Source organism: Microbacterium sp. I2 (assembly GCF_051364985.1).
Lineage (GTDB): Bacteria > Actinomycetota > Actinomycetes > Actinomycetales > Microbacteriaceae > Microbacterium.
Window position 1 is genome coordinate 712,113 of the sequence record NZ_JBLWIH010000001.1, and the last position, 12,638, is coordinate 724,750.

The window sequence follows — 12,638 nt, forward strand, 5'->3', positions numbered from 1 at the left end:
CCCAGGTGACACGCTCCGCGGAGGCGCGTCGTGCTCCCGGCGAATCGTGCGGTCTGGATGGCAGACGGATGCCGCGGCCTACGCCGCGGCGAGCGCTGCGGCCACGACGTCCAGGCCCTCGTGGAGCAGGTCGTCGGGGATGCTCAGCGGCGGCAGGAAGCGGATCACGTTCCCGTAGGTGCCGCAGGTCAGGACGATGACGCCCTGTGCGATGCAGGCTTTGGCCACCGCGGCGGTGAGCGCGGCATCCGGTTCCCCCGTCGCGGGGTCGACGAACTCGGCGGCGATCATCGCGCCGTGTCCGCGCACGTCCCCGATGCGCGGATCGGTCGCCTGCAGCGCGCCGAGCCGCTCGGTGAGGATGGCGCCGATCTCGCGGGCGCGCTCGATCATGCCGTCGTTCTCGAACACGTCGATCGCCGCGAGCGCTGCCGCACACGCGATCGGGTTGCCGCCGTAGGTGCCGCCGAGGCCGCCCGCGTGCGCGGCATCCATGATCTCGGCTCGTCCGGTGACCGCTGCCAGCGGCAGGCCGCCGGCGATGCCCTTCGCGGTCGTGATGAGGTCGGGCACGACGCCGAAGACCTCGCTCGCGAACATCTCGCCGGTGCGGGCGAAGCCGGTCTGGATCTCGTCGGCGATGAAGACGACGCCGTTGGCCCGGCACCACTCCGCGATCGCCGGAAGGAAGCCGTCTGCCGGGACGATGAAGCCGCCCTCGCCCTGGATAGGCTCGATGATGACGGCAGCGAGGTTGTCGGCGCCCACCTGCTTCTCGATGACCGAGATCGCCTTCTTCGCGGCCATGACGCCGTCGAGGCGGTCACGGAACGGGTACGACAGCGGCGCACGGTAGATCTCCGACGCGAACGGGCCGAAGCCGCTCTTGTACGGCATCGACTTGGCCGTGAGCGCCATCGTGAGGTTCGTGCGGCCGTGGTAACCGTGATCGAACGCGACGACGGCCTGCTTGCCGGTGAACTTGCGGGCGATCTTGACCGCGTTCTCGACCGCTTCGGCGCCGGAGTTGAACAGCACGCTCTTCTTGGCGTGGTCACCCGGCGTGATGCGATTGAGCGCTTCGGCGACGGCGACATACGACTCGTACGGCGCGATCATGAAGCACGTGTGCGTGAATTGCGCCACCTGCTCCTGCACGGCTGCGACGACCTTCGGGTGCGCGTTGCCGATCGTGGTGACGGCGATGCCCGAGCCGAGGTCGATGAGCGAGTTGCCGTCGGCGTCGACGATCACCCCTCCGCCGGCGGCGACGGCGTGCACCGGTGCGGTGTGGCCGACGCCTGCCGCGACGGCCGCGGCCTTGCGATCCACGAGCTGCTGCGAGCGGGGACCGGGGATGCTGGTGACCAGGCGCCGCTCCTGCGGCAGGGCCGGTCCGCCCCGTGTCGGTCCGGCCAGTGGCGTGTCGGCCCGGTTCTCGGCGGGGACGGCGGTGTCGGTGGCGGTCATGACGGCGAGCGTATGTGGACCGTGCGGACGGTCGCACCTTCCTGCTTGTACATTCTCTGTAGCCCGCTATACGAGACGTACACCGAGGACCGAGGGACAATGGACGCCGCCGACTCCCCCACGCTGCGCGCACTGCTCACCCGCCGCGACCTGGGGCTCACCCTCGCCGATGAGCACGACCTCGAGCCCGGCGCCCTGGATCGGCCCATCCGCTGGGTGCACAGCACCGACCTCGCCGACCCGACGCCGTTCCTCTCGGAGGGCCTCGTCCTGTTGACCACCGGCACGCAGTTCCCACCCGGCGTCGAGGGCGACGAACCCGAGACCTACCGCGCGTACGTGCACCGGCTCGCCTCACGCGGTGTGGTCGGACTCGGCTTCGGCACCGAGGTCGCCCGCACGGGCATGCCGCCTTCCCTCGCGGCGGCGTGCCGGGACGAACGGATGCCGCTGTTCGAGGTGCCCTACCGCACGCCCTTCATCGCCGTCGCGCGGGCCAACGCCGAGGCGATCGCGGCCGAGACCTACGCGCGGCGCAGCTGGGCTCTCGCGGCGCAGCGCGCGATCGCCCTTGCGGCCCTGCGGCCGGACGGGCTGGGCGCGACCGTCGCCGAGCTCGCGCGGCAGCTCGACGCCTGGGTGGGCATGTTCGACGCGGCGGGCGAGCTGTCGCGAGAGCATCCCGTCGGCGCTCTGGATCCCGGCACTGCCGACGCCCTGCAGCGTGAGGTGACGGGGGTGCTGCACCGCGGGGCGCGCGCCGGTTCCTCGCTGCGCCTTGGTGACACTCCTTTCACCCTGCAGACCCTGGGCCGCGGCGGACACCTCCGCGGCGTCATCGCCATCGCCGCCGGCGACCTCGACCAGGAGGGCCGCGGGGTCGTGACCGCCGTCATCGCAATGGCCGGCCTCGCGCTCGAACAGCAGCAGGGGCTCAGCCGGGCGCGCGGCGCCCTGCGTTCGGGGCTGCTGCAGACGCTGCTGACCGGTGACCCGGCCCTGGCCCGCCGTATCTCGCGCGACCTGTGGGGACCGCTGCCGGCCGCGCCGGTGACGGTGGCGGTGACGGATGCCGCGGCGGCCAGGGCCGACGCGATCACCGAACTGCTCGAGCTGCGGGTGGAGGAGAACCGCGGTGGACTGTTCTTCGGCCGCGGCGACGACGGGCTCGTGCTCATCGTCCCTGCCGGGCAGCTCGGCGTCGTGCGCGAGCTCGCCGAGCGCTTCGACGTGCACATCGGGCTCTCGGACCCCGCCGGATATGACGACATCGCCGGGGCGCTGGGCCAGGCGCGCGTCGCGCGCGACCGTGGCAGCGAGCCGGTCTCGGCGTTCGCGGAGGTGTCGCGCATCGGCGTGCTCTCGGCGCTCGGCGAGGACGCCCGCACGCTGGCCCGCGCCGACCTCGCGCCGCTCCTCGAGCACGACGCCGCCAACGGCACGCGCCTGCTCGAGACGCTGCGCGTGTGGCTCGACGAGGACTGCTCGCACGAGGCATCCGCTCAGTCCCTCGGCGTGCACCGGCACACCGTGCGCACGCGGCTCGCGCTCGTCGAGCGGGTGCTCGGGCGCGACCTGTCGTCGTTCGCGACGCGCGCCGAGCTGTGGGCCGCGCTGCGCGCGCTCGAGACCCCCGCCTGACTCTGCACGCCCCGTCACCACGCGCTTCGTTGTTCGCTCGCCACATGTGTACGCGTTTTCGCCGTATCGGCGTACACATGTGACGAACGAAGCGCGGGAACGGGACGGATCGACGGATGCTGCGCGCACGCGTCGAACGAGGGTGCGGGCAGGATGGGCGGCATGAACGCGACACGCATCGACACCGCCGCCGTGCCGAACGGCGATGTGTCGTGGTGGTGGCGCGACCTCGGGGGCGTCCCGGCTCAGCGGGCCCCGCTCGCGGGCGATCTCGACGCCGACGTCGCGATCGTCGGCGCCGGCTACACCGGGTTGTGGACGGCGTACTACCTCAAGCGTGCGCAGCCCGACCTGCGGGTGGTCATGCTCGAGCAGCGGTTCGCCGGCTTCGGGGCATCCGGCCGCAACGGCGGCTGGCTCACCAACACGGTGACCGGCGGACGCGAGCGATACGCCGAGAGCCACGGCCGTGACGCCGCGACCGCACAGCAGCGCGCCCTCAATGACACCGTCGACGAGGTCATCGCGGTGGCCGCGAGAGAGGGCATCGACGCCGACATCGCGAAGGGCGGCGAGCTCGGGGTGGCGCGGACCGCCGCCCAGCTCGCGCGGCTTCAGGCCGCTGTCGCCGCCGAGCAGTCCTGGCCGCACACCGACGTGGAACTGCTGGATGCCGGGGCGACAGCATCCCGCATCCGCATCGACGGCGCGCTCGGCGGCGCATGGCATCCGCACTGCGCGCGCGTGCATCCCGCGAAGCTCGTGCGGGGACTCGCGGCGGCCGTCGAGCGGCTCGGTGTGCGGATCCTCGAGCAGACCAAGGTGCGCGAGATCGCGCCGGGACGAGCCGTCACCGATCGCGGGGCCGTCCGGGCGACGCACGTGCTGCGGGCGACCGAGGGCTTCACGGCCGACCTCGCAGGTCAGCACCGCACGTGGCTGCCGATGAACTCGTCGATGATCGTCACCGAGCCGCTTCCGCGTGCCTTCTGGGACGGCGTCGGCTGGGGAGACCGCGCGACGCTCGGCGATTTCGCCCACGTCTACATGTACGCGCAGCGCACCGCCGACGATCGCATCGCGTTCGGCGGACGCGGTGTGCCCTACCGCTACGGCTCGCGCGTCGACACCGACGGCACGACGCAGCAGCGCACCGTCGCCTCTCTCGCGGCGCTGCTGCACGACTTCTTCCCGGCCGCCGCCGACGTGCCCATCGCGCACGCCTGGGCCGGAGTGCTCGGCGTGCCACGGGACTGGGCCGCGACGGTCGGCCACGACCGGGGCACCGGTCTCGGCTGGGCCGGCGGCTACGTGGGCACCGGCGTGACGGCGACGAACCTCGCCGGGCGCACGCTCGCCGACCTCGTGCTCGAACGCGACACCGAGCTCGTGCGACTGCCGTGGGTGGGGCACCGCGCGAAGCGCTGGGAACCCGAGCCGCTGCGGTGGGTCGCCGTGAACGCGATCTACACCGCGTATCGGATGGCCGACCGGGCCGAGGCATCCGGTTCATCCTCGCGCACCGCGTGGCCCGCGCACATCGCCGACGTCGTGGCCGGCCGCCACTGACGCCGACCGGCCACGCCCCGCCTCCCGGCCGCCGTATCCGTCGCCGCATCCGTCACCGAATCAGGTGATTTCACCGGCGTAGGAAGATTCGCGCCGAATCGTCCTACGCCGGCCGCATCACCTGACCTCGCGACACGGCAGGACGGCACGACCCCGGAGCGGGCGACGGGCGACGGATGCCGGCACCGAAGGGGTCTTCCGGGCACGGGTCGCGACTTGCGACATCACATGAGGCGTTTCTCATGCGCTAATACCTTTCGGGTGTTAGGTTTTTGGCTTACACTCGTGCACACGGCGCCCCGTGCGCCGATCACAGCCGAGGCAAGGACGCCGCGCAGACGCGGCGACGACCGATGGAGGCGTCAGACCGATGACACGAGCAATTGCACGTCAGACCTCACGCAGGGCATCGCGCTGGGCGGCCGCCGGAGCGACCGCACTCGTCGGCGCCCTCGTCCTCGCCGGATGCGGGCGCACCGACGGCCCGACCGGCGGAGGCGACAACGGCGGGGGCGAGGCGATCGACGACTCCCCCGCGTCGGGCACCGTCCAGGTGTGGGCGATGGGGAACGAGGGCGAAGTGCTCGACGAGCTCGCCGCCCAGTTCGAGGAGGAGAACCCCGACGTCACGATCGAGGTCACGGCGGTGCCGTGGGAGAGCGCGCACGACCGCATCGCCACCGCCATCGCGGGCGGCGAGACCCCCGACGTCACGATGCTCGGCACGACATGGGTGGGCGAGTTCGCCGCCACCGGCGCGTTCGAGCCGACGCCCGACGGGCTCGTGGACGAGTCGTCGTTCTTCGAGGGCTCGTGGGACACCACCGTCGTGGACGACGTCGCGTACGGCGTGCCCTGGTACGTCGACACGCGCGTGCTCTACTACCGCACCGACCTCGCCGAGCAGGCCGGCGTCGAGCCGCCGGCCACATGGGACGAGTACAAGTCCTTCACGCAGGCACTGCAGTCGGCCGGCGCGCAGTGGGGCGTCTCGCTGCCGCCCGGCGGCTTCGACTCGTGGCAGTACGTCACCCCGCTCGCATGGCAGCAGGGCGGCGACATCCTGAACGAGGACGGCGCCGAGTTCACCTTCGACACCCCCGAGTGGGAAGAGGCCTTCTCGTTCTACACGAGCTTCTTCGAGGAGGGCATCGCCGAACCGCGCCGCCTCGAGGGCGGCGAGATCGAGCAGGCGTTCATCAACGGCGAGGTCGGTGCGTTCTACAGCGGACCGTTCCACGTGAACCTGCTGCTCGAACAGGGCGGCGAGGAGTTCGCCGACAAGTTCGGAGTGGCCATGGTCCCCGGTGCCGACAGTCGCACGAGCTTCACCGGCGGCGGCAACCTCGCGGTGTTCGAAGACACCGACAACCGCGATGCCTCGTGGAAGTTCGTCCGCTGGCTCAGCCAGCCCGAGACCCAGATCCAGTGGTACGACATCTCCACCGACCTGCCGAGCGTGCAGGCGGCATGGGACGACCCGACCTTCGCCGAGGACCCGTACCTCAGCGTCTTCGCCGATCAGCTGCAGGACTCCAAGGCCCCGCCGGCGATCCCCACGTGGGCGCAGGTGTCGGCCGTGATCGACCAGGAGCTCGAGAAGGCCACGCGGGGTGAGACGACGCCCGCCGACGCGGTCGCGACCATCCAGCAGCAGGCGACGTCGATCGGCACCGGTCAGTAGGACCGCGACCCATGTCCACGCTCTCGACACCGGCGGCGCCGGCATCGGCACCTCCTGCATCGGCCCCGTCGCGCGGCCGCACCCCTCGGGTGCGCGCCTCGCGGCGGAGCCGGCGAATGACGCTCACGGCGTGGCTGTTCTCGCTGCCGTTCGTCGTGCTGTTCCTCGTGTTCATGGCGGGACCCATCGTGGCCTCGCTGGGCATGAGCTTCACCGACATGACCACGCGCGACCTCGAGACGCCGTTCCAGGTGAACCTCGTCGGCTTCGACAACTACGTGCGCCTGTTCCAGGATCCGCGATTCCTGCGATCGCTCCTGAACACGTTCGTGTTCGTCATCGTCGCGGTTCCCCTCACGATGGCGCTGGCCCTGGCCGTCGCGCTGGCCCTCGACAAGGGGATCCGCCGGTTCCGCACGGTGTTCCGCGTGGGATATTACGCACCTGTCGTCACCAGCATCGTCGCGATCGCGATCGTGTGGCGGTTCATCCTGCAGCCCGATGGTCTGCTGAACGGCTTCCTGTCGTGGTTCGGCATCCAGGGTCCGGACTGGCTGCAGAGCACGGCGTGGGCCCTGCCGTCGCTGATCATGATGGCCGTCTGGCGGAACATCGGCACGCTCATGGTGATCTTCCTCGCCGCGCTCCAGGGCGTGCCGCGCGAGCACCATGAGGCCGCGATGGTCGACGGCGCCAACGTCTGGCAGCGGTTCACGAACATCACGATCCCCGCGATGCGGCCGGCGCTGCTGTTCGCGGCGGTCATCACCGGGATCGGCTTCCTGCAGTTCTTCGAGGAGCCGTACGTCATGACCCAGGGCGGCCCGCTCGACGCGACCCTCTCGACCGCGATGTACACGTACGACCAGTTCGGCTTCGGCAACTACGCCTACGCCTCGGCGGCCAGCTACGTGCTGTTCATCGCGATCGTGATCCTCTCGCTCATCCAGTTCCGTTTCCTCGGAAAGAAGGACTGACATGGTCCCCACGCCTCCTCCACGCGCCGCTGGCGCGTCGCGCGGAGCCTCGCGGCGCGTGGGCCCAACCGTCGCCCCAACCGCCGTGTCGACGCCACCCGACACCGGCCCCCGCCCCGCCGGCACGCGCCGTCGCGGCACGACGCGGTGGTGGCTCTACGTCGTCCTGTTCCTGGGCCTCGTCGCGATGGTGATGCCGTTCATCTGGATGATCCTCGGATCCTTCAAGACGGATGCTGAGATCCGGCAGTACCCGACCGAGTTCCTGCCGCGCGAGCCCACCGCCGAGAACTACGAGACCCTGTTCGGACGCCTGGACTTCACGACGTTCTTCATCAACAGCATCGTCGTGGCGGTGTTCGTGACCCTCGGCAACATCGTTTTCTGCTCGATGGTCGGGTACGCGCTGGCGAAGCTGGAGTTCCGCGGCAAGAAGCTCCTGTTCGCTCTCGTGCTGGGCACCCTCATGGTGCCGGGCGTGGTGACGTTCGTGCCGCTCTTCGTCCTCACGGCCAACCTCGGGCTCGTCAACTCGTACCCGGGCCTGATCCTGCCGTTCCTCATCTCGCCGCTCGGGGTGTTCCTCATGCGGCAGTTCATGCTGAGCCTCCCCGACGAGCTCATCGAGGCGGCGCGCATCGACGGAGCGAGCGAATGGCGCATCTTCCTGCGCGTCATCATGCCGATGTGCGGCCCGGCCGTCGCGACACTCGCCATCCTCACGTTCCTGGCGAGCTGGAACAACTTCCTGTGGCCTCTCGTCGTCGCCACCACCGAGGACATGTACACGCTGCCCGTCGCGCTCGCCCTCTATTCGGTGGGTCAGAATGCCGCACGCTACGGCCTCATGATGGCGGGCGCCGTGGTCGTGGTCGTGCCCGTGCTCGCGGTCTTCGTGATCCTGCAGCGGTACTTCGTACAGGGCATCGCGCTCACCGGCATCAAATGAAGCAGAGACCGGATGCCGCAGCATCCGTCCCTCGAAACGAAAGGACCATCGCCACGATGAGCTTCCCCGAAGGGTTCCTGTGGGGCGCGTCGACCGCCGCGCACCAGATCGAAGGCGGCAACGTCAACTCCGACTGGTGGCAGCGAGAGTGGGGGAACCTGCCCGGTGCGCCGGTCGAGGCGCCATCGGGCGACGCGGCCGACAGCTACCACCGCTACCCCGAGGACATGGCGCTCCTGGCCGACGCGGGCCTCGCGGCCTACCGCTTCAGCATCGAGTGGGCGCGGATCGAGCCGGAGCGGGGTTGGTTCTCACGCGCCGCGATCGATCACTACCGGCGGATGGTGCACACGGCACGGGATGCCGGGCTGCAGCCGGTGGTGACGCTGCACCACTTCACGAATCCGATCTGGCTCGCCCGTGACGGCGGATGGCTGACGGATGCCGCGGTCGACGCGTTCCGTCGCTACGTCGAGGCGGCGCTGCCCGTGATCGAGGACGTGTCGCTGGTGTGCACGATCAATGAGCCGAACATGGTGTCGGTGCTCGCCGACCCCGACGTGGGCTTCCCATCGATCGGGCTGCCTCCGGGCGTGCCGGCGGTGACGGACCGGCTCATCGCTGCCCACCGCGGAGCCGTCGAGCTGGTGCGCTCGGCGGGAGCGGCCGCCGGCTGGTCGGTCGCGACACAGGCGTACCAGCCCCAGCCGGGTGCCGAGGCGGTCGCTGCCGAGTACGGGGCATCCCGCGAAGACGTCTTCCTCGATGCCGCCGAAGGCGACGACTGGATCGGCGTGCAGGCGTACACCCGCACGAAGATCGGGCCGGACGGACCGCTGCCGATCCCGGAGGATGCCGAGCGAACCCTCACCGGATGGGAGTACTACCCGCCCGCGGTCGGCGAGGGCATCCGCAATGCGTGGCATCGGGCGAAGGCGCCGGTCTACGTCACCGAGAACGGCATCGCCACCGCCGACGACCGGCGCCGCATCGACTACACGACCGGCGCCCTGGAGGCCGTGCTCTCGTGCATCGCCGACGGCGTCGACGTACGCGGCTACCTTCACTGGAGCGCTCTCGACAATTACGAGTGGGGCAGCTTCCGGCCGACGTTCGGCCTCATCGGCTGGGACCCGGAGACCTTCGAACGGCACCCCAAGCCGAGCCTGGAGTGGTTCGGGCGGGTGGCCCGTGCGAACGCGCTCCCCGGCTAACGCCCGTCCGGGGGGAGGAGATAGCCGCGCACGAACTCCTCGAACAGCGGCACCATGTCGACCTGTTCGTCGAGCAGCCACTGCAGCTGGATGCCGTCCATCACGGCGCTGATCAGGCGTGCGGCCAACGCGGGGTCGATGTCGGAGCGGACCTCGCCTGCCTCCTGGCCGGAACGCAGGAGCGCCTCGGCGCTCCTGGCGCTCGTCCGGTAGCGCTCGGCGAAGTCGGTATGGGACGGATGCTCCGAATCGGTCGCCTCGGCGGACACGATCGCGTACAGCGAAGTCAGGCCGCGGGTGGTCTGGTTGTACGCGACGACCTTCTCGGCCTGCTGCACGAGCGTGTGCTCGGCGGGATCCCCCGCAGCCTGCCGCACCTTCTCGTCGCGCTGGCGGAGGACCTCGACGAAGAGCTCCTCCTTGTCGGCGAAGTGGTGCATGAGGCCCGCGGGGGTGAGCCCGACGCGCTTCGCGATCTCGCGCAGCGACCCGCTGTGGAAGCCCGTGCGCGAGAAGACCGCGAGCGCCTCATCGACGATCGCCTGCCGGCGCGCCTGGCCCTTGGCATAGCTGCCGCGGGGTCCGCGCGGCGTCCCGGTTGCCGGCGCAGGCGCCGCTGCCGCGCTCTCTTCCGCGTTCACCGCTTCCTCCCGTCCGCGCCGGGGGCGCCGTCCGCTCACTCGTCGCCGTGTGCCGGTCCGCGCCAGGACGATCCGAAGTCCTGCTGACGCATCGCGGGCCGCAGGCGCTCCTCCATGTCACGGTCGACGAAGTAGTCCTTCAGCGTATCCCCGGTCAGCGCGTTGCCGATCGCGGCCATGATCATCGACTGGTCGAGCGACAGGTACCGCTCGGCGATCGTCCCGCTGCGGACGGCCACCGAGTCATAGAACCCACCGGGCCCGTACGCGCCGAGCTCGTCCTCGATGCGGCTCAGGTTGCCCAGCGCACCCTCCCGGTCGTACGGCAGCGCGAGGAATGCCGCGTGCGGCGTCACCACACCGTCGCCGAACTCGGGTTCGGGGTTCGCGCCCGTGCTGCAGCCGGCGTGGTCGATGTCGACGTCGGTGTGCTCGGCATCCGAGAAGTAGCCGTCCGAGCGCATGCCTGCGATGTCCACGCCGTATTCGGAGTACCCGCCGAACGGGTTGCTGGCGGGCGAGAAGCCCCAGTAGCCGTAGCCCGCGTCATCGAGGCCGTGGTGCTTGTGCACGGCGACCGTGATCGGGTGGTTGAGGCGCCACGACCGCGGGCCCCACTTCTCCTCCGGCACCAGCAGGTCGGGCATGAGCGCCTCGAACATGCTGCCTCCCCATGCCGGCACGAACGACATGCCGGCGTAGGCATACACGCCTTCCCACACCTCGAAGCCGTCATATGTGCGGTACTCACCGGTCGGCACCTGCTCCTGCCAGTCCCAGTCGCAGCCCGGGGGCATCGTCCGGTGCGTGCCGTACAGCGCCGTCGCCGGGATCTGGCCGTTGGCGATGCCGAGGTAGGTGGCGATGCGGCTCTCGCTGACCGTCGTGTCGTAGTGGTGGCACGTGTAGTGCACGGTCTCGCCCGACCCGTTGTACATCGGCGCGGCCGTGCTGCAGTCCGGCGGCGGAGCCTCCCAGAACCCTCCGCGGTTGGTGCCTGCGGGCAACCCCGGTGCGCCCTCGGGGTTGAAGAACGCCGAGAAGTCCATCGAATCGTAGAACGTTTCTGCCTGCCCGGCCAGCGACGGCTCCGCCTCGCGGACGATGCGCAGCGCCGCGGCGAGCCAGCCGTTGTCGACGGTGCTGAGGAACGGGTACACGGGATCGCCCGACTCCGGCCACGTCGTCAGCTTGGCGCCGGTGGCCGGGTCGTACCAGTTGTAGAACATGCCGCTGGCGTCGTTGCGCTCGAGCGTCCCGAGCGTCGCGAGCGTGGTCGCCATGCGGTCTCGGGCCTCGTCGGCAGACAGGATGCCGAGGTCACGGGCCGTGACGGTCGACCACAGGTATCCGCCGATGTTGGTCGGCGACGTGTAGGCGCCCGCCGTCTCGAGATCACCCGTGATGTTGTCGGATGGAAGCCCGGTCTCCTCGTCGGTCATGGCGTCCAGCGAGGTCCACGTGTCGATCGCCCACCCCTCGAGCAGGTCGTCGCCGGGTCTGCCGTGCGCGCTCCCCGTTGCCGACGCAGACCCCGCCCATGTCAGTCCCGCGGCGATCATCCCCACCGCCGCCACCGTGCTCACCCATCGCTTCATCGCGCTCTCCTCGTCGAAAGCGGCTCCGCGCGGCGGAACCGTCGGTGCGCAAAACCTAACACTCGGCAGGTATTGGCGGAAGGAGTGGCATCCGCACTCTCACGGTCTTCTCACGCGCGCCGCTCTCGTCGGCGCCTAGGTCCCCGCTACAGGCCCGAGCCGGTACGCGTCGCCCGGCGACACGCGCCCGGGCATCACGACGTCGGCATAGACGGCGACGGACAGGTCACGCTCCTCGCCCAGCGGCTTGAGCCAGCCGGCACCCGCGGTGGCGTCATCCTGGTCGAGGTCGATCGTGCGGCATCGCTCGATCCGTCTGACCACGCGCAGCCGCGCCGTCCCCGCGTCGAGCACCTGCCCGATCCACGACTCCTCCTCGAACGGCTCGCTCGTCTCGAGGACGAAGTTCACGCGCAGCCTGCGTGCGTCTGGGCTGCCGCCGAACCGGTGGGCGCACCAGGCCAGCGTCGCGGTGCCGACGAGCGAGATCGCGCCCGCATCCTGGTGCGCAATGCTTGCCTCGGCGGCGACGCGCACGGGGGTGCGGAAGGAGCGGGTCAGCTCCTCGTCCAGCTCAGGACTGCCGACCGGCCAGGTTCCGCCGCGTCCGGACACCGTGACACGCCCGTCCGCGCGGGTCGCCGCGCGGTAGCCGAAGATCTCGTCGTGGCGTCGCATGCGCCGCGTGTTCTTGCCCGAGGCCAGCCTCCCCTCGTCGTCCACGACGGCAAACCAGCGGTCGCCCGTCACGCCCCGCGCGTCGAGCTGGACGACAGCGGGCGACTCACCCCCCATCGCCTTGACGGGATACCTGCGCACCGACACGACGGAGGCGGACATCCCGCCACCCTAGGACATTCGCGTACGAGGGGTCCGGCACGTGAGGCGCTGACCC

At 70.5% G+C, this 12,638-nt stretch carries 10 protein-coding genes; 6 read left to right on the forward strand and 4 right to left on the reverse strand.

Features of this window, described 5'->3' with window-relative positions:
• Nucleotides 1-78 precede the first annotated feature (78 nt).
• Nucleotides 79-1,470 carry a 4-aminobutyrate--2-oxoglutarate transaminase gene (gene gabT / locus ACLKM7_RS03365; RefSeq protein WP_436445686.1) on the reverse strand — a complete coding sequence of 464 codons (1,392 nt, stop codon included), beginning with the start codon at nucleotides 1,468-1,470 and terminating at the stop codon, nucleotides 79-81.
• A gap of 99 nt (nucleotides 1,471-1,569) precedes the next feature.
• On the opposite strand from gabT, the gene ACLKM7_RS03370 reads away from it, so the two are divergent.
• From ACLKM7_RS03370 to ACLKM7_RS03395, 6 genes are all read left to right on the forward strand, one after another.
• Nucleotides 1,570-3,111 (forward strand): PucR family transcriptional regulator, encoded by a 1,542-nt coding sequence (locus ACLKM7_RS03370; RefSeq protein WP_436445688.1) that lies wholly within the window; start codon nucleotides 1,570-1,572, stop codon nucleotides 3,109-3,111.
• A gap of 162 nt (nucleotides 3,112-3,273) precedes the next feature.
• Nucleotides 3,274-4,680: an NAD(P)/FAD-dependent oxidoreductase gene (locus ACLKM7_RS03375; protein WP_436445690.1), complete on the forward strand. Its 1,407-nt coding sequence runs from the start codon at nucleotides 3,274-3,276 to the stop codon at nucleotides 4,678-4,680.
• Nucleotides 4,681-5,050: 370 nt separating this feature from the next.
• Entirely contained in the window at nucleotides 5,051-6,364 is a 1,314-nt protein-coding gene (locus ACLKM7_RS03380) for a sugar ABC transporter substrate-binding protein (RefSeq protein WP_436445692.1), read from the forward strand.
• An 11-nt stretch (nucleotides 6,365-6,375) separates the two neighbouring features.
• Nucleotides 6,376-7,341 carry a carbohydrate ABC transporter permease gene (locus ACLKM7_RS03385; RefSeq protein WP_436445694.1) on the forward strand — a complete coding sequence of 322 codons (966 nt, stop codon included), beginning with the start codon at nucleotides 6,376-6,378 and terminating at the stop codon, nucleotides 7,339-7,341.
• Between the two features lie 58 nt (nucleotides 7,342-7,399).
• Complete coding sequence (locus ACLKM7_RS03390; protein WP_436445695.1) at nucleotides 7,400-8,290, forward strand: carbohydrate ABC transporter permease; 891 nt, start codon at nucleotides 7,400-7,402, stop codon at nucleotides 8,288-8,290.
• Nucleotides 8,291-8,346: 56 nt separating this feature from the next.
• Complete coding sequence (locus tag ACLKM7_RS03395) at nucleotides 8,347-9,504, forward strand: glycoside hydrolase family 1 protein (protein ID WP_436445696.1); 1,158 nt, start codon at nucleotides 8,347-8,349, stop codon at nucleotides 9,502-9,504.
• Here ACLKM7_RS03395 and ACLKM7_RS03400 read toward each other — a convergent pair.
• From ACLKM7_RS03400 to ACLKM7_RS03410, 3 genes are all read right to left on the reverse strand, one after another.
• Nucleotides 9,501-10,145 carry a TetR/AcrR family transcriptional regulator gene (locus tag ACLKM7_RS03400; protein ID WP_436445697.1) on the reverse strand — a complete coding sequence of 215 codons (645 nt, stop codon included), beginning with the start codon at nucleotides 10,143-10,145 and terminating at the stop codon, nucleotides 9,501-9,503. The two genes, ACLKM7_RS03395 and ACLKM7_RS03400, sit on opposite strands and share 4 nt — an antisense overlap.
• 35 nt (nucleotides 10,146-10,180) lie before the next feature.
• Nucleotides 10,181-11,743: a glucoamylase family protein gene (locus ACLKM7_RS03405; RefSeq protein ID WP_436445698.1), complete on the reverse strand. Its 1,563-nt coding sequence runs from the start codon at nucleotides 11,741-11,743 to the stop codon at nucleotides 10,181-10,183.
• 135 nt (nucleotides 11,744-11,878) lie between these two features.
• A complete protein-coding gene (locus ACLKM7_RS03410) occupies nucleotides 11,879-12,583 on the reverse strand; it encodes an MOSC domain-containing protein (RefSeq protein WP_436445699.1) in 705 nt (234 codons plus the stop codon).
• Between the last annotated feature and the right edge of the window lie 55 nt (nucleotides 12,584-12,638).

What these genes read in the sequence shown, in the direction of transcription:
- gabT (WP_436445686.1), bottom strand. Translation starts at nt 1,470, where the DNA reads ATGACCGCCACCGACACCGCCGTCCCCGCCGAGAACCGGGCCGACACG.
- ACLKM7_RS03370 (WP_436445688.1), top strand. Translation starts at nt 1,570, where the DNA reads ATGGACGCCGCCGACTCCCCCACGCTGCGCGCACTGCTCACCCGCCGC.
- ACLKM7_RS03375 (WP_436445690.1), top strand. Translation starts at nt 3,274, where the DNA reads ATGAACGCGACACGCATCGACACCGCCGCCGTGCCGAACGGCGATGTG.
- ACLKM7_RS03380 (WP_436445692.1), top strand. Translation starts at nt 5,051, where the DNA reads ATGACACGAGCAATTGCACGTCAGACCTCACGCAGGGCATCGCGCTGG.
- ACLKM7_RS03385 (WP_436445694.1), top strand. Translation starts at nt 6,376, where the DNA reads ATGTCCACGCTCTCGACACCGGCGGCGCCGGCATCGGCACCTCCTGCA.
- ACLKM7_RS03395 (WP_436445696.1), top strand. Translation starts at nt 8,347, where the DNA reads ATGAGCTTCCCCGAAGGGTTCCTGTGGGGCGCGTCGACCGCCGCGCAC.
- ACLKM7_RS03405 (WP_436445698.1), bottom strand. Translation starts at nt 11,743, where the DNA reads ATGAAGCGATGGGTGAGCACGGTGGCGGCGGTGGGGATGATCGCCGCG.
- ACLKM7_RS03410 (WP_436445699.1), bottom strand. Translation starts at nt 12,583, where the DNA reads ATGTCCGCCTCCGTCGTGTCGGTGCGCAGGTATCCCGTCAAGGCGATG.